The organism is Bartonella sp. AP3QHHD (assembly GCF_042195765.1).
Taxonomy (GTDB): Bacteria; Pseudomonadota; Alphaproteobacteria; order Rhizobiales; family Rhizobiaceae; genus Bartonella.
The window spans coordinates 1-23051 of record NZ_JBHIPC010000105.1 but is presented as its reverse complement, the minus strand read 5'-3'; the positions used below and the strand labels follow the sequence as shown (position 1 = coordinate 23051).

Annotated in this window: 13 protein-coding genes, 1 tRNA gene and 5 pseudogenes; 4 read left to right on the top strand and 15 right to left on the bottom strand. The window is 38.1% G+C overall.

Annotated features, from left to right (window positions below; genetic code table 11):
- Positions 1-421, top strand: a pseudogene (locus ACFIL7_RS08975) (hypothetical protein); the annotation flags it as partial.
- Positions 422-638: 217 nt separating this feature from the next.
- Here the strand turns inward: ACFIL7_RS08975 and ACFIL7_RS08970 are convergent.
- From ACFIL7_RS08970 to ACFIL7_RS08925, 10 genes and pseudogenes are all read right to left on the bottom strand, one after another.
- Positions 639-812, bottom strand: coding sequence for a hypothetical protein (locus ACFIL7_RS08970; RefSeq protein WP_375643436.1), 174 nt, complete (start codon positions 810-812; stop codon positions 639-641).
- Positions 813-854: 42 nt separating this feature from the next.
- Positions 855-1530 (bottom strand): annotated as a pseudogene (locus ACFIL7_RS08965) (hypothetical protein).
- Between the two features lie 100 nt (positions 1531-1630).
- Complete coding sequence (locus ACFIL7_RS08960) at positions 1631-1831, bottom strand: helix-turn-helix transcriptional regulator (protein WP_375683527.1); 201 nt, start codon at positions 1829-1831, stop codon at positions 1631-1633.
- 207 nt (positions 1832-2038) lie between these two features.
- Entirely contained in the window at positions 2039-3205 is a 1167-nt protein-coding gene (locus ACFIL7_RS08955; protein WP_375683526.1) for a tyrosine-type recombinase/integrase, read from the bottom strand.
- 162 nt (positions 3206-3367) lie between these two features.
- Positions 3368-3673, bottom strand: a pseudogene (locus ACFIL7_RS08950) (phage tail protein); the annotation flags it as partial.
- Between the two features lie 146 nt (positions 3674-3819).
- A complete protein-coding gene (locus ACFIL7_RS08945) occupies positions 3820-4029 on the bottom strand; it encodes a 2-hydroxymuconate tautomerase family protein (RefSeq protein WP_375607418.1) in 210 nt (69 codons plus the stop codon).
- A 14-nt stretch (positions 4030-4043) separates the two neighbouring features.
- Positions 4044-5315: a hypothetical protein gene (locus ACFIL7_RS08940; RefSeq protein WP_375683525.1), complete on the bottom strand. Its 1272-nt coding sequence runs from the start codon at positions 5313-5315 to the stop codon at positions 4044-4046.
- Between the two features lie 58 nt (positions 5316-5373).
- Entirely contained in the window at positions 5374-7242 is a 1869-nt protein-coding gene (locus ACFIL7_RS08935; protein WP_375634782.1) for an FAD/NAD(P)-binding protein, read from the bottom strand.
- A 95-nt stretch (positions 7243-7337) separates the two neighbouring features.
- Positions 7338-8549, bottom strand: coding sequence for a YbfB/YjiJ family MFS transporter (locus ACFIL7_RS08930; protein WP_375634783.1), 1212 nt, complete (start codon positions 8547-8549; stop codon positions 7338-7340).
- Positions 8550-8777: 228 nt separating this feature from the next.
- Positions 8778-9025: pseudogene (locus tag ACFIL7_RS08925) on the bottom strand (baseplate assembly protein); the annotation flags it as partial.
- 420 nt (positions 9026-9445) lie between these two features.
- Here ACFIL7_RS08925 and ACFIL7_RS08920 point away from each other — a divergent pair.
- Entirely contained in the window at positions 9446-10510 is a 1065-nt protein-coding gene (locus tag ACFIL7_RS08920) for a ThiF family adenylyltransferase (protein WP_375624235.1), read from the top strand.
- On the top strand, positions 10507-11727 hold the full coding sequence (locus tag ACFIL7_RS08915) for an MFS transporter (RefSeq protein WP_375634784.1): 1221 nt from the start codon (positions 10507-10509) through the stop codon (positions 11725-11727). Before ACFIL7_RS08920 ends, ACFIL7_RS08915 begins: the two co-directional genes overlap by 4 nt.
- A 593-nt stretch (positions 11728-12320) precedes the next feature.
- On the opposite strand, the gene ACFIL7_RS08910 is transcribed toward ACFIL7_RS08915, so the two are convergent.
- A tRNA-Ser gene (locus tag ACFIL7_RS08910) sits at positions 12321-12411 on the bottom strand.
- Positions 12412-12726: 315 nt separating this feature from the next.
- On the opposite strand from ACFIL7_RS08910, the gene ACFIL7_RS08905 reads away from it, so the two are divergent.
- Entirely contained in the window at positions 12727-13923 is a 1197-nt protein-coding gene (locus ACFIL7_RS08905; RefSeq protein ID WP_375655353.1) for a porin, read from the top strand.
- 1248 nt (positions 13924-15171) lie between these two features.
- On the opposite strand, the gene ACFIL7_RS08900 is transcribed toward ACFIL7_RS08905, so the two are convergent.
- The 4 genes and pseudogenes from ACFIL7_RS08900 to ACFIL7_RS08885 form a co-directional block, all read right to left on the bottom strand.
- Positions 15172-15936, bottom strand: coding sequence for an N-acetylmuramoyl-L-alanine amidase (locus ACFIL7_RS08900; RefSeq protein ID WP_375683528.1), 765 nt, complete (start codon positions 15934-15936; stop codon positions 15172-15174).
- 846 nt (positions 15937-16782) lie between these two features.
- Positions 16783-18957, bottom strand: coding sequence for an isocitrate/isopropylmalate family dehydrogenase (locus ACFIL7_RS08895; RefSeq protein WP_375683524.1), 2175 nt, complete (start codon positions 18955-18957; stop codon positions 16783-16785).
- Positions 18954-19684, bottom strand: a pseudogene (locus ACFIL7_RS08890) (alpha/beta fold hydrolase). Before ACFIL7_RS08890 ends, ACFIL7_RS08895 begins: the two are co-directional and overlap by 4 nt.
- Positions 19685-19943: 259 nt before the next feature.
- Positions 19944-21140 (bottom strand): multidrug effflux MFS transporter, encoded by a 1197-nt coding sequence (locus tag ACFIL7_RS08885; protein ID WP_273791533.1) that lies wholly within the window; start codon positions 21138-21140, stop codon positions 19944-19946.
- Between the last annotated feature and the right edge of the window lie 1911 nt (positions 21141-23051).

The following is a 23051-nucleotide window of genomic DNA, read 5'->3' as shown; positions in this document are numbered from 1 at the left end:
GATCATCTGTGATGAAGCCCATAGAACGACTGGAGCTTCATTGGGAAGTGAAGACAATGAATCAGAATTTATCAAGGTTCATGATAACAGCATCATTCGGGGCAAAAAACGTCTGTATATGACAGCAACGCCGCGTATCTTTAGTGATACTGCTAAAAGGCGGGCGGATGAGATCAATGCTGTTTTGGCATCTATGGATGATGAAACCCTTTATGGCAAACAACTTCATCATTATACCTTCGCGGAAGCTGTCGATAATGAACTGTTAACCCCTTACAAGATTGTGGTCTTGGGAATTGATGAAACCTATATTACACCAGCCATACAAGAGATTATTGCCAATGAAAACCGTGAAATTGATTTAGATGATGCGGCAAAAATTATTGGCTGTTATAGAGCACTTACCAAAATAGATAAGCAACTGCTTTTAATTAAAAAATTACCAGTACCTAAAGGCCAAAATTGTCATGATCCTCCCGAGTATATTGCAGCCCCGAATAAAGCTGCAAATCTGGGTCAAACAGCTAGCTATGCCCGCTCTTCAACCAAGTTTGGTCATAACTAAAAGAAAAAGTCTCTTTGCCTCTGCCAGATGCAGCATAAAGCTGCCCCATGCGACATGGGACTTCCATGCCTGCCTAATGCGCCCAGACTTCTATCGCTTTTTGTTTTGACGCTTGCATTAATCTCTCTTGGGCACGCAGCGTTTCGTGTGCAGCAAGCCAGAATCCTGCAAACTGCGTCCCAGCGGATCGTTCCCTGCTAACAACAATAAATCTTTTCCAACCGTAAACAAGCATTATCGTTATCATTGACGGGGGTATTTTCATTGTTGTTTTGTAAATGACTCTCTTTCATAGTTCCCTCTTTTGAGAAAGTAATACGTTATTAAAATCGGTTCCTTTTGGAGCTTGCATGATAAAAACCTCAAAACCTTGCTATAAGCACGCGCAGCAAGGGTGAAACCTGCTTTACGCCCCCCATCATCTGCTGGTTTCTGATCTGTTTTGCAGCCATTGGCTTTTAAAAAGGTTCTATGAATGGCAAAGGAGCCGCCCCCTTAACAAGAGCAACCAACGCGGGCAGTGTCATTCCTAATGGGTGATGGCATTTATCGTGAAAACGTAAATCAGCAGGCAATTCACATGTGATCCCCCGATTGCGTAAATAGGTTTCTGCTAAAGTATCTTTTATCGGTTGGCTTTGTTGCCAAATCTTTTTTGCTCTTGCTGCTTTCTGTTTTGCTCGTTTGAGATCAGCACAACATTGTTTTGAGAAAGAGAGCGTCTGATCATAAGCTTTATCAAAAAAGGCTTGTTTTCCAAGCAAGCCAATTCTAATGAGCGCTTGTATGATCTCTCTAAAAGAGCAGCCAGCATAACAATAGAGTAAGAGACGCCCATCATGTCCATTGGCAAGGGATAAGCTAGGCAATTGATCATCATGGGCTGGACAACGGGCACTTCCATAATGCCCATGCCAACCCCCACGCAAGGCATTTGTGATGCCCTGAGAATTTTCATAAAACATATTATTGTCCTGTTACTTGCGTCACAGAACGGATTTTGCTATTCATTCTTTGAGTGAAAATGGAAAGCCTTGTCCGTCCTTACGTGACAAGGTTTTCTTTTTATGCCGCGTCGTTATAACTTTGCTGTTTCGCTTGCTCGATGACATTCAAAAGATCTGATTGTAACCAACGCGATAAAAAGCCAAATTTTAAAGGTTTGGGGAGAGAGCCATTGGTCACATGACGGCGGAATGTTGAAACACTCATATAAAGCAATTTTGCACTTTCACGGTCTGTTAAAAGAATATCATTTTCTGTCATACTAAAATCCTTTCACTATAAAAATAGAAACACATCATAACCATTTATTAACCACATTTTGGTTCATTTTTGAAGGTATTTTATTTATAAAAAACAATATTTTATCATACAATTTCTGATGTGATAATTTATGAGTCTTATTAAGAAAGAATGAGAGACAAGAGAGTTAAAGTTATCCACAGATCATAGGGTTATTCACCCCATATCTTAGGTTTGACCCGTGACATAAGCCGCCCATTTATCCATATAGACACGGCACTGTTCTAGATAGTCAGTACGACGATAGGCACGCTCTACTTGTCCTCCTACTGTATGACTTAGAATAGTTTCTGCGACCTCATAGGGGGCATCGGTTATTTCAGCGAGCCAATTGCGTAAACTAGAGCGAAAACCATGCGGGCAGGCTTCAAGTTTATTGTCTCTCATATATTGAGCCATACACTTCTCAGCGAGGGGACCGCGACCTCTAGCAGAAAAAAAGAAATCATTGCGAGAAAGCAAGCGCGCTTGTTTTAAAACTTCTAATGCCTCTGTTGATAAGGACACACGAAATTCTGTTGTAGCATCACGCTTGCCTTTCATATTTTCAGCAGGGATAGTCCATATATTACCCTCAACTTGATCCTTATGGATATGACATAAAGGATTTGTGCGAACGCCTGTCAGAATAAGCAAACGCAAAGCCAGTTGTGTCATAGTTGTTTTTTGACAAAGCGTTTGATAAAAAGCCGGCACATCTCTCCAATCCATGGCTGGTCTATTAATAACCTTATGACGTTGTTTGCCTAAGAGAGCGCGTGCTTTTTCCGTTGCTTGTAAATCAACATCCAAACCTAATGCAGCCGCATGTTTGAGACAAAGATTAAGACGCATCAATGCTGTTCGAGCAATTACAGCTTTTGTATGCCAAATGGGAGAAAGGGTATTGCGTATCTCTGTTTGCGTAATCTCTGAAACGGGTAAACAGCCTAATTTAGGGAGAATATGAAGGCGTAAAGGTGTAAACCATTTACCATTTTTACCATCACCTTTTAATTCAGCTTTACGAGTTTCAAAAGTATCTAGTGCAATATCTTTTAAGTAATGGAGATTGCTTATTGCCTCACGCTTTTGTTTTTCACGTTCTTTAATAGGGTCACGCCCTTCACGTAAAACAGTCCGCCATCCTGTTGCCAATTCACGGGCTTGTTTTAAAGAAACATCTCGCAAGGCACCCAAGCCTATTTCGCGGCGCCGACCATGAATGGTATAACGATAAAGCCATTGAGCACCACCATCTTTACGCTTATGGAGAAGCAAGCCGGCACCATCATTATATTTGCCAGCCCCCAATGTTGCGACAGACCTTGCATTAAGACGGTTCATAAGAGCCATTTTTACTCCTTTCTTATACAGTTTTTACCCACACGCCAGCCCCGCTTTTGACGTGCAAACGAATGGTTTTGATTGATTCAAGATAAGCAGATTTGAAATGAGATAATCCTACAGTATTAGTTTTTTCATTCAATATGAAAACAATAAGTTATCATTATAAATCAATGCCTTGAACACAGGGTTTTTGCCATTGTCAATCCGCCCTGCACTATAAGCCGGTGCTAAGAGAATTCCAGGTTCCACACCCAAATGCCCCCGCGCATGCGCTAAGGCATGCACACCGGTCAAGTGAGTATTGGATCCCACCATTTCGGTTTGTGTCTCAGCAATGGTTGACTTTTCTTCCACCCGCACAAGGATAATTTGTGCCTCAATCCCCTGCGCGCACACGGCTTTAATGACATCAAGAGCTGTGCTTCTTGTCCCAAGCTTTTGGATTTTTTCTGTCTCATGGCTAAAAACTAACACGGGCTCGTTGAGGGGAAAAACTTGGTTGTCAGCATCAGGGGCTGTAACAACCGCCCCAAGGGCGGTCTGATCAAATGTTGCTAAGGGACGTGATTTTTTACATTGATTATCCCTATTGACCTTAAATTATTGTCAAATACACAGAGTTATTCTTTATTTTGAGCTTTTCTTAATTCTGTAATGGGAACACCCCCAATACCCCAATTGTCTGTCTCCACTTCATCAATCACGACAACAGTCGTTTTCGGATTTTTATTCAGAATATTAACTAATAATTGAGTTGCCCCTTCTATTAGTTGCCGTTTCTGTTCAGAGGTAACCCCTTCATTAGTAATTTTAATATTTATGTAAGGCATAAGATCTCCATAATTTACAAATATTGAATAAAAAAGCTCAAATAAATGAACGCAAAAAGATTAAATATTAATACATAATAACTATGCATTTTAAAGCTCGTATCCACCGGTGAAATACGTAGGCTACTGGAAGCAAAAATAGCATTTATTGATACAGGAGAAAGGAGTTGAGCTGCAATAAAGAAGCAAATCCAAACCAAATAATCCGTAACCCCATAAGCCATCGATGACCCTAGTAAGGGAAATGCCAAACTAAATAGCACCATAGGATGAATTCCTACTACACTGAAAATTGGCAATACAAAGAGAATACAGGCATAGTGCTGCCAAACAGAAAGTGATGCCAATGAGTGACTAAACGTCACCGGCAACAAAGGAATAAGCAAATCACAAGTAGATATTAGCAGACTACAACCTAGCAACAACATAATTTCACTGGATATACTGCGTATCACTGCCACCAAAGGAGTCAAAAAATCAATACTGCGTGAACTCACACGCTCAATGACGTATAGAATGCTTGCCGTCAATGCAATGCTTTGTAGTGCATTCAACTTGATAACTGTCAACGCAACGATAAATGTTAGCCAGAAAAATATCAAAAAAATCCAAATTCTTACTCTCTCTCCTTCTTTATTCGCTCTTCTCTCATCGCAAATAATCGGGTTAGCTAGCGGTACAACAGGAGAAAGGCACAACAACAACAGACTGAATAGAAAAAGTGGTATCCCCAAAGCAGCGGATGTGAATATTGGTGTTCTAGGCATAGCAGAGAAAACTGTTGCTGCACCGATGCTGGTCGGCATCAGTACCATCGTGATGCTCATCATTCGCATCACAATAGCGGCCAAATGGCGAGAGGGAAAAACACTTTTTTTCAAGGCATCAATCATTAGGGGGATAACCCCCAAACTCATCGGCCAAGCTAAAAACGCAGTCAGTATCGCTATGGACAGGGTAAGCGAACCCTTTCCATAGCGCATCAACCGTTCAGAGAGAAATTCTGAAATACGCCATGTATTCATCACATGGCGCAACAATCCCATGGCGAGTAATAGCCAAAAGACATCAGTAAAACGCACAAGCACAGTACGAACATCAGGCAAGTGCCAACGCCATATCAGCACTAAAGTACAAGCCAACAGGATGAACACACCACTGCGTGCATTCCCCTTCAACCACCAGTATGGTATCGTCAAAAGCAAATAACCGAAAACAGTCACTCCAGCCAATGGAATAAGAAACCAAGTTCTTATTGAGATAGACATAAGAAAAATGAATAGCATCAGCATCGCCATTATAACGGATACGGAGGACATGCGTATCAGGAAGCTTTTTACATCATCAATGTACATTAATTGTTGAATCTTTGACTGAGTAGCGATTAAGAAGCTGCTCGTACATGTCAGTGACACAGCGCCCTGCGTCCCGCAATGCACGCGAATTAACTAAAGGCCTAGGCAAAATATATGTATAAAAATTAGGCCCCTCTACTGGATTACCGACCACCCATAATGTATTTTGTATTTGCCCTTTAGTGTCTATAGGATGCTGCCGACGGTCAATATCAATACCACCAGGATGATATCCTTGGTTGATAAATGGTCGAATGATGCCCTGAGCAGCCAAATTTTTGATAAAAGGAGACTCATCACGCAACGGAGAAAAACTATCAATCTTGGCCGTGATCAGCACATCTCCATCAACTGAACTGTTTTCATCTTGGAAAACAGACTGAATTTCGAAACGGCTAGTACTAGCATTGAGAACAAGTTTAGGTGAAGGGCCGCCAGCCAAAGTCACGATACCAGCCTCCATCAGAGCCTTCAACTCTTGGTTTCGCTGCATCGGTGGGCCGACAGAAATACGGTTAAAGTTTGGATTAAAATATTCAATAAAGTACTTGTGAGATGAAGACGTTAACCCGCAAAAATCAATTGCTGAACGTAAGATATCACGGACATCTCGTAGCACATCTGTAGCAGCTTTCACTGGGCCATCAACATTACCTTCAGCGGAAGAATGAAGATCGTCCTTCAAATGCTCCATGAAGAATCTTGTATAATCCTTCAAAGAGGCAAATATTTTATTTCGATGAGGATACAGCAACGCTTGAATACACTGCTCGTCTTTGGAAGTAACAACATAGGTTTCAGGGTCTAGCCAGTGCCCCAGCTGCGTACTTCGATAGACATAACACATTTCTTTAAGCAACAGAGGTAAAAGCTGCGTTTCGAAATCCAGCTTCGGAGAACCGTTAGCAATGCTGGATTGCTTACGCAGATGATGTATTGCATCGAGAGTAAGGAATGATGGTATGTATTGCCCACTACCACCCTTTTGATTAATCCCGCGACTACTAAAAGGCAATGTTTGACGGGAGAATAAAGCTATCTTCGGTTCTGTGCCGCTTGGCATGTAGCGCAATTGTCCAGCATTTTCAGTAAAAGTCCCACCGCGACCGTAAGTCAATTGCGACAAGACATCATAGCTAGTTAATCCAATTCCCTGCACCAGCACACGAGACTGAGATTGTATAGAGTCCAACTTTTCAATTGGATAAGGATTCGAATAATAGTTCAAAAGCGCATTTTTCATTTGGTGAGCAGCGACAAACTGTTGCAGGCTTTCATCATGCGATGAATATATATTCTTACCGTGACCCGTGGTCATATAAACAAAATCTACACTATAACGACAGCCATCTTCCAAAAGAACATCCGTTTTATTATCTTGGTGGATATGGAGATTAATAACCTTTTGTCGGATCTCCTTAATACGAATACCGGAAGGTAAATCTTGCGTGAGTTCTTGGTAAGCCCAAGACAGGTATTCCCCTAACAAACGACGTGATAAATAATCATTTTCTTTGATTTCTCTCCCAACATCATGCTCTGTACGAGAAAAAACACCGTTAATATTACGATAACCTTGTTGAATAGCCCATTGATAGAAATTCGGTCCCTTCCGAATAGGCCCGACACCCTTAACTGTATCATCACCAAATAAAGTAATCTGGCAAGCGACAGTGTTAACCAATAAATGATCTGGCTGATGCACACTATGGGTACCGGTTCCCATCTCATTGGGATCAATCAATAAAATATCAATGTTCCCAGAAAATGGATAATGGGAATAAAGTGTGAGCAAGCGTTCGAGAATACTGATCCCACGAGGACCAACGCCCAAAATAGCGACTGTAGAGTGAAGCATTCTGTAATCTCCCCTATTAGAATAATTTGACTTTCACAAAATGTTTCAAAAAGAATGGAATAAATTCTCTCGACTTTTTAGTGAAGATTGCGGGTTTATGAAACGCCAACGACCTTTTTACAAAGACAATATTGACAGATTCCAGCAGCAGCAAAAAGCGCTACAGCACCACAGATAACGGAAAGCGCAATGGCATGTGAACCAAACTGTAAAAAACTCGTCAAGAGAGGTCCTAATATTTGGCCAAAACCGTAAGTTAAGGTAGCCAAGCCTAGCAGATTTATGCCATACGGCGCATACAAACGCTTAGCTAACGGCATAACTAGAGAGGTCGTCCCCATAAAAGTAAATCCAAACCCTATACAACTGAGAACGATCAGTACAAGAGACTGGCTGAATAATGTCAGTAATACGCATCCTCCTTGGATAAGCAAATTGAGCATCAAACAACGTAATACCCCCCACCGATGGGCTCCCCATAACCAAATGAAACAACTAGGAACAATGGCAATTCCGACAAACGACCATAAGTGGTTAGCGAGTAGTGGGAAATTAAATGTTTTCGCCATCAGAGGAAGATATGTCGCGACAATAATATAACCAAACCCAGCAAGCCCATAAATCAGAGCGAGTTCCCACCAAACGATATTTTCGTGTGCCAATGACTCATTAATAGCAAATTGAGACGCATCAACACGACGTGGAAATAAAATAAACAACAAGAGCAACAATACAACAGATATAAAACCAGCTCCAAACCAAATATTTTTCGCGTTCAGCGATTTACTCAAACCAATAATAACATACTCATTACCCAGCAGAATACCAACTCCCACACCTGCATAGAGCGAAGCAATAACCCACAACTTGTGACTATGCTGCATAACCATCATAGAACCAAAAATCATCATTGCCGCACTCGCGATACCGGCAGCAAAGCGGATAAAGAAGACCAAGTAAAAGTTTGTTGTTAATACCATGGCAAAAATAAGTGCACTCGTCACTATAGCTGCACCAGATAACATGTAGGGAGCACGAGATATATACCCAAATCTGCAAAACGAAAAAAACATACTCCCAACTAAATAACCGCCATAATTAGCGCTAGCTATATAAGAAAGTTGCTGAAAGGTAAACAATCCTTCATCCAACATAACTGGAAATACCGGCGTATAGAAAAATCGCCCAATCCCCATCCCCAAAATCATAATAATCATACCGAATACAGCGATTTTGAAATAACTCAAATCTTGACGATTATTTTTCCCCCCCATTACTCTTAATCCCTTAACTAATAATTCGTTCATCCGCATTCTATCTCATTGAGAGTAACACTTATCTCAGAGAATAAAAGCCAATCTAGCCATTTGTTTAGGTAGCCAGAGCAACATATTTAACGATTATTGTCAACATTACTGGATCAGTTATATGCATTTCATCGTTTTACGCCCTGCTCCATGTATGATCTTCTCCCTACAAAGCTTCTTTTTCAGAAAAATAATGGCTGAAATTAAGCAGCAATAACAACGAGAAAATCAATAAGCACGCCCCCGTTCAGACAAGACAATATCCCCTAAAGCTCTGCTTCATCAGGTATGACTAAAATACCCTCACAAGGTTGCGTTATGTTCACATGGTGAACACCTTCAACCATCAGGCGGCTTAGTATCCAACTTAAAGACAAATCACGCCCAAGCTTTTGCGCACGCGCCCATTCTGCTCTTAAATTCTGCTCCGCTCTTTCCAAAACAAAGGAGCCTTCATCCGGTAACAACCAAAAATCAATAGTATTGAAGGGTATAAAGGCTACTTTTAATATAGCTTTGTTTTTTATCAGCAGCAGTAAAAAAGTTTGTGTTTTTTACAAAGATTGAAATTTATTCATTTTTTATCGTATATCTTATGCTATTAATTTTAAGTTAATAAAGATCATAGAGTTTTAATCTGATGAGATGCGTTCTTTTCTTAATGTACATTCATCAATATTTTATGTAAAAATATCTACTTTACATCATAAAAGTGTATTTACAATAATAATATTTTCATATAGGTTCTCCTATCATATAAGTGGTGAATAATGAAAACATCAATAAAGGGGGGGATCATGGATCATTCAGAATGTAATTAATGACTAAAGAAAATTCTTTTCCCTAGAAAATAAATCTAGGGAAAAGTTGGTTTACTCTACAAGTGGGGAGGAGAAATGAAACAACAATATATTTTAGGAAAATACACACGTGTTGTTGTTCGTGAAGAGGATGCTATTTTTGGTGCGGGTTCAAAGCAGTTTATTATCAATGATAAAAATTTTTGGGAGAACTTAGTGCTTATTGCGGCACAATGGATCAAAAAAAAGACAGTAGATGAAGTTTACAATTCACTATCATTAATCATGTTAAAAGAAAATTTTGACCATGCGTTTGATTTTCTTGTTTCTAACCATTTTCTTGTCAAAGCTGAAACATCAAACAATATTTTCAATAATCGGTATTCCAGAAGTCATCTCCATTATCAAAGCTATGGTATGCATCCAACCTCCGTTCAGCATACTCTTTTGCAAAAAAGTGTCGTCATTTTAGGGTGTGGTGGGATTGGTAATCATGTATCAGCAATGCTTGCATCCTCTGGCGTTGGAAAATTGACTCTTGTTGACAATGATGTGATCGAAATGACCAACCTTACCAGACAAATTCTTTTTACTGAAGAAGATATCGATCTTCCGAAAACAACAGTTCTTAAACGTGAGCTGATGCGGAGAAACAGCCAAATTGAAGTTCATGAATTACAAATGTTGATTACTGAAAAAGAGGATATCAACAAATTACCCAAAGCTGATTTATGGATCATTTCTGCTGATTCACCTGTTCAGCTAGGCCTATGGATCAATGAATGGTGTGTAAAAAATAAACAAGCCTATATAAATTCCGGTTATGTTAATGATATAGCTGTCTTTGGTCCATTTTACATACCTGGTAAAACTGGTTGTTACGCATGTAGCTCGTCTATAGGCAATCTTCCAGCAAAAAGTGATCATCTTATTTATGAAGCTTGTGTTATGATTAATAATAACTTCAAAGTTGCTACATTTCCCCCTGTTAATGCACTTTCAGCTGCCATGTGTGCTAATGATGCTCTTAAATTTTTGGGTGGTTATGGAAGCCTTCTTTCCACGGATCGCCGTGTGGGGATATGGAGCAGCCAACTTTTCACAGAAGAGCGTTCTCTAAAGAAAAATCCTCACTGTAAGGTTTGTGGAACAACACAATGAACAGACCACGCACCCTTGCTCTCACCTATGGATCCTATAATGCTGTACGCATGCTGATCGGCGTTTACCATGCTATTTTTTTAATGTCCATGGGAGTTAGTCTGGCGCAATTAGCTCTGCTTCAGGTTGTCTTTTCCACCACCATCCTGCTGCTTGATTTTCCCTGTGCTGTTTTATCTGACAGATATCGGCGTAAATATTCCGTTATGGCTGGGGTCTTTATGACAGGAGTATTTTATCTTCTATGCCTTCAAGCTCCCAATATGACAGCACTTATTATTGCGCAAATTCTCTATGCAGCAGGCATTTGCATCATTGTCAGCGCCATTGACGGATGGATTTACCATTCTCTAGGCGATAAACAGGATCACTTTTCGCATTATGCTCATCTCTACCACCAGGTTAACTCTTTCGGAAGTATTCTCAGTGGGATTGTAGGAATTGGAACGATCTATTACTCTGGACAATATTTTATGGGATATATCATCTCATGCCTCATGATGGGATTTATTTTTTTGATATTCCTTATTGTTCCTGAAGAAAAGAAAACGACAATTGAAACATCCAAAACAAAAACAATCTTGCACAATGCCAAGGAAACGCTCTGGATATTTCAAAATACAGTAGGAGGAGCATGGTTTATTTTCCTCATGTGCCTTTTTAGCGCTGGTATTCAGATTATTTATCATTTCTGGCAACCGATAATACTTTCAGGGGGAAAAATTCATCACCTCAACGGTTCGCAAATGCTCATCTTGATGTGCTGCCATATTGGAGCCTTTTCAGCACAATATTTTTCAAATTTACTGATGTCTAAGTATCATGTTCTTGATAAAAAATATAAGAATTCTATAAAATATTTTTCCTTCTTTTCTGCACTGATGTGCATAGCGCTCTATTTTTCAGTTCATAGCCATCAAACTGCTGCATCAGTCATCGCCTTCTCTTTAATCCATGGATTTATTTGCACTGTACCGATCGGTGCAAAAAGCTTATTTTTCTCAGAACTTAATCAAAAACAAACGCAGCATATTTCCGGTGTTGTTGGTGCTGTCTCTTTTAGCGGAAGAATATTTTCAATTACAGTATTGAGTATTATTTCTTTTCTTCCTGCAAAAGTTTCTCCATCTTACTACCTAATATTACCGACCATTACTTTTTTCATATGTGGTTTGATTGTCATGAAATGGATGAAACACTCTCAAAAGTCTCTATGATGAGAGGAAAATTTTAAAATTATTACCCACAATGTTTTCTTCTAAAAGAAATCTATAACTTTTTTGAGAGCATTGCCACATCCAACTTTCAATATACAATGCAAATATAAAGCAACACGTTGATTTATAATGATAATATACCAAACGCGAATATTGTAAGATTTTTTCTTTTCAAATCTGCTTTATGGTTGAAACAATCAAAATCATTTGCTAGCACATCATAAGCAAAGAAAGCCGTATAAATAAAAACGATTTAGAAAGGAAAAATGCCTTTTATGAACTCTCATAGTCAAAATCTATAACAACAGGAAGGCAGATATATAATATGCCTCTTTGCATCTTCATAAGTATACAAATGGTGTGGCTTTATAAGGCTTTATATGTCTCACAGAAACTTTTATGTTTTATACCATTTACGAGGCAGCGTCGCAAAATGGGCTTATACACATTGCAAAGATATCTCTTTAAAACAAGTGCATAAATCGGCAACACAAGTATATTTGTGTTTAGAACATGCTTTTTATATGAGAGGCATAATCCCAACGGGATAAACAGAATTCCGATACACAGTCAACTGCTTTTATAACAATAGATGGCGGAGAGGAAGAGATTCGAACTCTCGAGAGCCTTTTGAGCCCTACTCCCTTAGCAGGGGAGCGCCTTCGACCACTCGGCCACCTCTCCAACAGAGAGGCATAAATGGTATCAACAGAAAGTTCAAGACATTTTCGATTTTTTTCCCAAATATCTGAAAATTTTTCTCCTATTGATCCCATAGGAAGCAAAAGTTAATAAAACAAAAATTGTGTCTTTTTTACCACAGCATCTCGAATAGTACATGTATATATTACAAAAAGGTAATTTCATATTTGAAACTCTAAAAAGATTAGTTATAGCTAAAATAACAAGTGCTGCGTATTTTACTTATGTCTTTGTCCTTAATGCGTTAGGCAAATGGTACTCTTTAGAAGAAATTTAACCGGACCTCGGAGATCCCATATGAATATTAAATCCCTCTTTTTAAGCTCTACAGCAGCTTTTTTAGCAATTTCTGGAGCACATGCTGCTTCAACAGTTATCGCCGAACCTGAACCTGTAGAATATATTCGCGTTTGTGATGCCTACGGAAAAGGATATTTTTATATCCCTGGAACAGAAACCTGCATGCGTTTATCAGGAAATGTTCGTACTGATTTTATAGGCGGTGATAATATCGATGCAACAACCGAAACTGAACTAAGAGACAAAAGAAAAACCTATGGCGCATCATCACGGCTCACCCTTGTTTTTCAAGCAGCTTCTGAAACAGAAATGGGAACACTTCGTTCATATGCAAGAATTTATTCAAGCTGGGGTGATGGTAATGATAAAGCTGGTGCAAGGCTTGCAGCAGCTTACATTGAACTGGGTGGTTTTCGCGTAGGTCTTGATGATACAATTTTCAACAGTTGGACTGGTGGTTATGGAAATGTTCTCAATGATGACAGCATAGCACCTGCCGGCACAACACGCACTAATTTTATTTCCTACACCTTTAATGGTGACTCTGGCTTTTCTGCTATTATCGGCGCTGAATTAGGCAATAATGCAGATGCTCTTCCAGGAACAGTAGGATACTACATTGATAAAGATGATAAGCTTGTTTCTATCACGAATGATACTCTTCCAAGTAAAGCAATTAAAAATTACACCCCGAATGTGGTTTTGGGTATAAAGTTTATGCAAAAATGGGGTGGTTTTTCAGCGGTTGCAGCATATGATACTTACTACAAAAAGTGGGCTGGAAAAGTACGTGCAGATTTCAATGTCAACGATCGTTTCAATCTATGGGTAATGGCTGGCTATAAAAATGGTCTTGATTACTACACAGTAAATACAAAAAATGAATTATCACGACAAAGCACAACAATTTATGCAAACTGGGGTGGTAAATGGGCTGCTTGGGCGGGTGCCACTTACAAGCTTACTCCAAAAGCAAATTTGAATGCTCAAGTTTCTTATAGTGCTGTAAAAACCTTTGCAACTTCTGTAAATATTACATACACGCTGGTTCCAGGATTTGTGATTACACCTGAATTAACCTATGTTTCTTGGAACGATGATCGCGTTGTGACGGATAAAAATAATGATGAAAAACATTTATTCAATAAGAAAAGTGCTTTTCAAGGTATGATCCGTTTACAGCGTTCATTCTAATCCTATTTAAGCTACAGCTTTTAAAAACTGGCAACATGGTTTGCCAGTTTTTATTTTTGAAATCAAATATCATGAAGATCTTTTCCTGATACTTATTGTCTTGTCTCTCGGAAAAAACCGACTTAGTTTCATAAAACTACTCTTAAGATTAACCTGATATGCTTGATAAGAGCACCTCACACGGGCTTTTACACATCACTTCAAACACAATCTCTTCCTTACCCTTTAAAGCATGAATAACCCCCATTGCTTTATGCCTAAATTGATTTTTCTTGGTAATTTATACCTAACCTTTGCAATTTAGGTCATGAACTTCTCTGGTCAATTCTATACTGAACAGATAAAATATTGAAAAAACAAGACATCATTGTGTTTTTGATATGCCTGAATGTGTCTTCTATCAACACTCTAAAACACAATGTTTTATAACACTGCTTCATTAAAAAACTTAATCATTAAGAAACATGTTGTCAAAACGATGCAAACATCCCCTAAAGCAATAAAAGAGAAAAGAGATATATCTTCAAAAAAATGAATTGACCTCTTCCCCTTCTTAAGAATAGCCCCCCTATCAGTAGCAATCTGTAAATGCCTCTATTTTCTTGAATCTGCATCACTTTGATTTATAATGATCAATTTATAATTTTGCATGTTTCAATCAACCAAAACCATTCACTTGTACACGACGAGTGGAGAGAGCCGTGTGAATAAAAACGAGTAAAGAAAACCCTTTTATGTATCGTTTTAAGTTCCAAGGGTTGTAGTAACATTGAGATCTAACAAAGTGTACGATAGTGCTAGGCACTTTTATTAAGCATCAAAATGAGGATACACTTCATAGAGGATTTTAGATTATATTCTCTATAAACGTCTCTGTAAAATATATGTTGTGATACACACTAAAAAACATTTCTTTAAAACAAGCATGTAAATATACAATACAAGTCCATTTTATTTGAGGCGTTTCATCCTGCGTAAGGCACATGTTCATCATATACGCAACATCTTGGCTTTATGCGTTTTTAAAGGAAGAAAAATATAAGACAAAGAAACAATAAAATTTAATCTCTGCAAATCATAAAGCTTTCAGAGTTATGTTTCCGTAAAACGCCTTATACCGTATAGAGGATTTTTTACACGATTAATGCCCTTTTTACATAAAGCCAATTGGCAAAAAGCAGCCTTTCCTGATAATAAAAAGGCTTACACGTAATCATAAGCCATATTTTCAATTAAAACGCATTGAATTCACGGAAAATACTTATCAACCAATGCATAAAGAATTGCTGCTGTTTCAACATCTAGAATCCCATCATAATTTTCTTGACGAAAATGAAGTTGAAATGCTCGGATCAAATCTTTGTATCCTGTTTGGGTACACGCAGCAGAAATGTCATATCCATAACATTTTAGCTTCGCCAAAACATCTTCTTTGGATGGCAAATTCTTAGAGAATTGCTCTTGATAATGACTTTTTAGTTCATCATCATACCATGCTCCTATACCTGCGCTATAAAGTTCTCTCCATGGAAAAGCTGCTCCTGGATCACTTTTTCTTCCAATGGCAATATCACTATGTCCCACAACATCTGTTGGCATAATATCAGGATACCGTTGAAAAATATTCAAGGCAAGTTCCTTAACAGCATCAATTTGTATTGGATTATAAGGAGGAAACATACCCCTCCCATCATGATAAGTCGCTAAATTAACGATTTCAATCCCGATAGATGCATCATTGAGATGACTATGCCCAGCCCATGAACTCACACCCGCATGCCATGCGCGCTCATTTTCATCAACCAGATTAAAAATACGCATATCCTTAAAGCCTGCCTCACGATATGTCTGCTCTGAAGGATCAGGAACAAGATAGTGTGCACTAACCTTTTCTCCTGTAAGCGCCATAATCGAGGCTTTAAAATCAATAGCCGTATAATGCATAACGAGAAAATGAACGCGACGACTAAAACTCTTGACAGAACGATAACTGTTGTAATCAATCTGATACATAAAAGCCCTTTCTTTTTTGCTTAAAAAACCACTGCGCATCACAACAGATAGAATACGAACTGTTAAAAAATGCAATAAACTTCTCATCTAGGTACTAAGAATTACGACTAAAATTTGTTCATCAAAAATATTGACACTCTTATCAACAATTAAGACCACATTTTTATTTTTCTCCCACACACGCATAAAATGTTTTTAACCACATTAAATATTTTCCCCAAAAAAATTCCTACAAATTACCAATCAAAAGAAAACAAAAGCGTAAAATGATCACTCCTTAAATCTTCACGTCTTACAGAAAAAATAGTTCGTCCTGTTATCAAATTGAAAAATATCGCCCCTCAGAAGCGAATACCCAACGATCATGCAATCACACAAAAACTTAAAGGAAAAATTTTATGAGCTCTTTACAGCAATTTATTATCAGATAACGGAACGGGATATGTTCACAATAAAACTCTTCACGGACATATTGTTCAATAAAATTTGCAAAGCTTTCCTGTAAATGACACGACTTCTTGTCTTTTCACACCATCGCTTTTTGATTTACAAAGAATCTCAATTATCTACAACGCTTGAGACACACGAAGTCTCTGGATTCCTTGTTATCAGCGCTATGGAAGATAACATATTGATTTATAATCATAATTAATCATTATAAATATTGAATGTAGCGAGCCTAATATCGTAAAGTTTTTCTTAATTTTGAATCAATCAAAGTCATTCATTTACACATCAAAAGAAAAATTAACCTATAGACAAAAACCACTGAAGAAAAGGATCAAAATACTTCTTATAATAGAACGTTCAATAATTTGAGCAATATTGTTACATCCCCATAGAGTTTCATTTTTTCTTCTCTGTTTTCAAATATCTTTTTAAGACAGCCCAAGCTGCATATTCTTGTAAGACGACACCTAAAAGTGGTCGCGTATAGGGAAAAGTTATACGATCATCACCATAACCTTTCATCCGTATAGTCATGGTAGCATGTCCAAGGCTTTCTGCTTGATTTTCTAATGTCTCCAAAGAAGGCTCTAGGCTCACTTCAACCTCAAGCAGTGGAATATCTTGTTTACCTTTTTCTATGGGCTGAAAATATTTTAAAAGCCACGGATCATTGGCAGACCAATGAACCTCTGCATACATCGCTAATTGTTTACAAGCAGTAGTAACTTCTGCCCCAACTAAATGGGGGTGAAAATGATTTTCAAATTCTTCCACGAAATGTTGTTCCAAGAGCGCTTCTGATTGAGCAACCAGTTGCACCAAAACATAGGGGCTTTTCCATAAAAAATGCCGTTCAAAGGATTCATTTTCAAGATGATCATCAACCCACTGCGCAATGGTACTTTCATCAATTCCAATCAAAGTCCATGCATACTCCGCACGCGATACAGAAAAATATTTCTTCTCGTTGTGTTCTAAATAATTCTCTAAAAGTGCAAGAGCCTGTGATGGTGGACCAGGCAAAACAACAAGCGTACTTCCATCGCAAGAGAGATAAAACCCTGGTGCTGTACCTGTAGGATTATCAAGCACAGTTGCTGTCTCAGGAAACAATGCTTGACGTGCATGACTCTTATCCGCCGTAATCCCTAATCGTTGTAATTGACCTTTTATTGTTTGCCAAACATCTTCATGATGTACCAAAGGCTGCTTTACAGCTTGAGCAACTCCATCGCGTGTTTTATCATCTGATGTTGGTCCCAATCCCCCACTGATAATGATAAGATCTTCTTGTCCAAGACAAGAAACAACAGTCTCACTGATTTGCTGTAATTGATCAGCACAAACAAAATGACGTGTGACTTGAATATTTCTCTTGTTCAAGCTTTGGCTTAAATCTTGTAAGTTCGTATTCAAATATTGTCCTGAAAGGAGTTCATCACCAACAGTGATAATCGCCGCACGATGAACAAAGACAGAATTCATAAGAGAATTGCGAACAGCTTCAGCCATTTGACGGGTAGAGGCTATACCTCCAAGATCATAGGTAACGGTTTTTCCAGCACGAATAACCTGATCAACACTCTCAGACAGTTGTTTTGCTGCATCTTTAAAGCCTAAGTGCTCTAAGAGTAAAGCCGTGGTATAAAGCATCGCAGAAGGATTGGCTTTATTTTGTCCAGCAATACGTGGTGCGCTTCCATGAACAGGTTCAAAACAAGCAATCTCGCTCCCCACATTCACATGAGATGCAAGCCCCAATCCCCCCATTATACCAGAGCCAAGAGTAGAGAGAATATTGCCAAACATATTTTCAGCAACAATCACACCAAACCGCTCTGGCTTGGTTGCAATCCACAAAGCAACCGCATCAACATTCTGAATATCTGCTTCAATTTCCGGATAGTTTTGCGCAATCTTCTCAAAAATTTCCTGAGCAAACTGTCCACTTTCTCGCATAACATTGAGCTTATCAGCAAAAGTAACTCGCCTAAAGCTATATTTCCTTGCATAAGAAAAAGCATATTCAAATAACCGTTCTAAACCAAAGCGTGTCTGCAAACAGACTGTCCACGCAGCTTCTTCAAGCCCATATTTTGTCAAATTTGGATGTTTTAGCCAAACGGCTGTTTCAGGAGAAATACCCCGAAAATCCAATCCAGCATAAAGGCCTTCACTATTTTCTCTGATAACACAAAAATGAAAAGGTTTTCTCGGACCAAAGATGTATCTTACAGGACGTATATTCGCAAACAAACCTAACTTTTGGCGGAGTTGAAGTGCGGGAGAAACATAGGCAAGGTTTTTCTCTTTTAAATGCGGAGCAAGTTCTTTTAAAGCCGCTTCTTTTCCTTTACGGGTCACAGCACCAAGTAAAATAGCATCACTCTGAGTAATTTTTTGCCAAGTCGCTTGAGGGATAGGATCTCCTTCCCGTTTCCAACATTCAACACCAATATCACCATAAGTTAATTCAATCGGCAATTGGAATTGCTCTAAAACCATCAGCGCAGCATCACAAACCTCTGGTCCTATCCCATCACCAGGTAATACAAGAACTTTCTTTTTCATAGTCCCTCCATCCACTCATCAATGACTGCATCCGTCATAGTAGGATTATCCTCCCACAAACGCGTACCAGCACCAGAGATAATCTTATATTCATGGTTCAGATTATGACTTTTTGTCTGATTATCTACCGTTGCAAGTTGCGACTTTTCTCCCACTAAAGCTAAAAACTTCCCCTTATACTTAACTATTTCATCTCTAGCATCTATTTCTAATAAGAGTTTAAAGCCTCTTGTCATGCGTTCAATTGCCACGCTTTTTTGTTCATCAGGAATCTCCAATAAGGCTCTTTTTTTATAACGCCAGAAGGATGCATAAAACCATTGAGTATTTCCAAAGCCCCCGATAAATCATTATTTTCTAAGGAGGCAAGAATATCTCCAAGGCGCCGTTGCAAAACCTTATCTGGATAGCCAGGCGCATTCACAGCAAGCACAGCTTGAACATTGGGAAGCTGTACTGCCAATATTTGTACCAATGTTCCAGCCATAGAAAATCCCACAAGCACTGCGGGCTCTTTAAAATAGCTTTTAAGTTTTTCTGCCATAAAAGATAAAATGTCTACAGCAGAATAATTGAGAACATGAGAACCCTTAGGAAAAAGAGAAAGCGTATCCAGCAGAGTGACAGGGAATCCTTTTGTTGAACATAGCTTTGTCAATGGAGAACAAAAAACATCACCATCCCAAATTGGCATTACAGGAGAAAGAATAATAATAGGAAGGCTCATTGATCAATTCCTCCCCTTATTTTAAACATGCATTAGAGCCAGAACTTTTCCCACCCAATATAATGAAAATATGTTGAAACTCTAGGCTCATATTCTCCCCCCATAATAATCGATTTGTTAAACTCAAACTAAGCTTGTAACAAATTTTAAACCCACTCAATCCAGCAACTTAATAAAAAAATTCATCTAATGTACAGGTGCCCCATTTGTGTAAAACATCAAAAGCATTTCCGCATAATGCTTTCTTTTTATCATTTACTCAGCTTATTTCTGAAGTCATAAAATGACGCGCTTTTTGAATATAAATGATAAAACCAATCATACAACACACAGCTAACAAAGTTGCCATAGCCCGTGGGCTATGACCAGAGATTTTTCCGATAACCGCTGCACTGAGTGCCGCACTTCCTAATTGCAAAGATCCCATAACACCAGAAGCCGCTCCCGCAGCTTTCGGATGCGATGAAATAGCCAACGCTGTTCCTAACGGCAATAAAAAACCATTTCCAAAAGTAAGAACAGCAATAGCCATAAAACTTGTCACAAGGGGCCATGGGCTTAGATACATTTGCAAAGCAAACAGCACACCACCTATCACAAAAATAATGTACCCTCTCCCCACAGTTTTTTCCATAGACTCGCGTTCAAAAAACCATCGCGCCAAAAGATTTCCCAAAATATAGGGAAACGAGACACCAATATAGCTATAACTAATGTGTATCGGCGATAACCCCAAAGTCGTGAGTAAAAAAGGCGACTCCACAATATAAGCAAAATAGGCAGCGTAAGAAAAACACGGAATAAGTGCATAAAAAATAAATTGTTTATTTCTGAAAACGCCTAAATATGCCTTCATTAATCCTACAGGAGAAAAATGCTGCCGTTTTTGAGGGGGTAGAGTTTCGCTTAGCACAAAACAACATAGCAAAATGGTCAAAAATATAAAAAAGCTTAAAAAGATAAAAGTTGCCTGCCAATGAAAAGCTTGTATCAAAAGTCCACCAATGAAAGGTGCAAGTGCTGGCGACATTCCAATAAAAGGGAAAACAATCAAATAAAGTTTTCCAGCCGCTTTTTTATCCAACAAATCATTGATAATTGCACGACTTAAGACAAGTCCCGCACAAGCACCAAGACCTTGCAAAAAACGTAACACAAGAAAAGCGTGAATATGAACCGTATAAATCACACCAAGTGTCGTAAATAACCACAAGAATAAGCCCAATAGAAGTGTTTTTTTACGCCCAAAATTATCACTCAGCGGCCCATAAATGAGCTGTCCAAGTGCCAATGCCAACAAAAAAACCGCCACTGCACTTTGAATTTGAGATTGTGTCACTTGATAATATTGACGCATATCGCCCAGTGCCGGTAAAAAAATATCGGTAGAAATCAAACCTCCCGTCGATAAACATACGATAAGTATAATGAATGGTAATGTATATTTATGTTTCATCAGGAAAGTCACATTTCTTAAATTTAAAAATATTTAAATTTTACGTTTATAGAAAAATAATAATTTATATTTATAAATATAAAGCTATTTTAACTTTATCCACAGCGAATAAAATAATCAATTTTCTTTATTCTTTTACTTTATTCGAGAATAATTCATCTTGTTGAGACATAAATCCAGTGTATGATGCGCACGCACACACTCAACACGTAAATAACCACTTAGTTCTTCACTTTATAATTAATTTTAAAGCATAGCAAATCGCAATTTTAAAACTATACGCAAAAGAAGCTAAAAGATCAAACCTCTCCTTCAGAGATATATTTCCCAATCCGAAATAGCGCATTTTGTTGTATTCATGTTGCCCTATATTCATCAGCTTTTTTCATTGATATCATCAACAAAAACGCTTCCAAACTCTATCGCTCTCCATGACAACAACATCACTCTTCCGACAACATCTTTTATCAGAATTGGTTTACAACGCTCAAAGAAAAAAGAAGCCACAAACTCCCTTTCCTCAAAACTCCCCACACAAATATTATTGTAACAATACAGCATATAACAATGCCTCATGGAGAAGTCTTTATCAACACAAATAGTTGAGCAAATAAACTTAATAGCCCACTAATATCATAAAGCAAATTGTGCTTCTATCTCGCTCTAAAATCTAAATTCATCTTGTCCATTTTGTTAGAATTTCATTCTACATAGCCAGCACAAAGTTTATTGCCTAAGCTATTGACAAACATGATATAATAAAAATTTGATAAAATGAATACGATCATAAAAATCCCATCCCTAAAAATCCTATCCTTAGAAACTCAATTTTCTAAACATCTCAAAAACTTTATAAACAAAGTAAATGCAGCCATAAAAAGCATAATGGATGAATGTATTTTAATCGACAGTAAACCCGAAAAATGCACAAGTAACCTTTACACACATACATTTGAAACAGAATCCATGACAACTGCAAATGCAAAAGTGAAAACCTGTAGCACCTATGAACCGATTACAGTTCATAATCCCTACGTCATAAAGGTGGAACGCATGACCTTTACAAAATGCACTTTCTTAATACAAGATGGTCCATCGAACCAAATTTATCTCTCAAATCAAAGTGCTCTTACATCGTATAAAAAAACTGCGGGCGAAACTAAAAAACAACCTTTGGAGAGAATCTCGAAACTTTTGGACATTGTCTCAAAACTTTTCAACTTTCCTCTCTGGTTTTGGGAGTTTTTACTCAAAGAACTTAGAAAAGTTTTCTAGCATTGTTTTGATATAGAGCAATAAGAGAAGGAAAAACAGCTTAGAACACTAATGTTTCTTCCTTCTCTTTTATCTCTCATAGCTTTTTGAATTGAATACTTTTGATATTTATTTTGAATAATTGAAGCATTCTTTTAATTATAAGTACAATATAAAAAATAAAATTTTAGAAGACGTGCTGTTTTTACAAAAAATGGAATAATAAAATAAAGACTCCAGAATTTTACTTTTTACCTTCAAACACAATCAATGATGGAAAAGCGTTTACAAAGTTTTCCTCAGGCAGTATCCAGGACATTACTTGAAAGAAAAAGCATTAAGAGAGCTTACTTTTAAGCTAAGGGGGAAAGATTAAACTTCACAACGACATTCAATCTTTTAAACATTGCAGTACAGAACGGGAAAAAAGAGCCATTCCCCCATAGACCGTTTCCCCCCCATCAACTAAAATTCTCGATAAACTGGTATTATCAGTTCTAGACTGGAGTCATATAAGAAGAATTTTAAGTAATGATCACCGTCTTGTTTTCGATGTTTTCTGTCCTTTTTAGCTGCTCTTTATCCCTTTTGGAACATAATTAGCAAAAAGGCATTGTATCTCCAGCATATTCAAGGAGATAAAACATGGAAACTCGC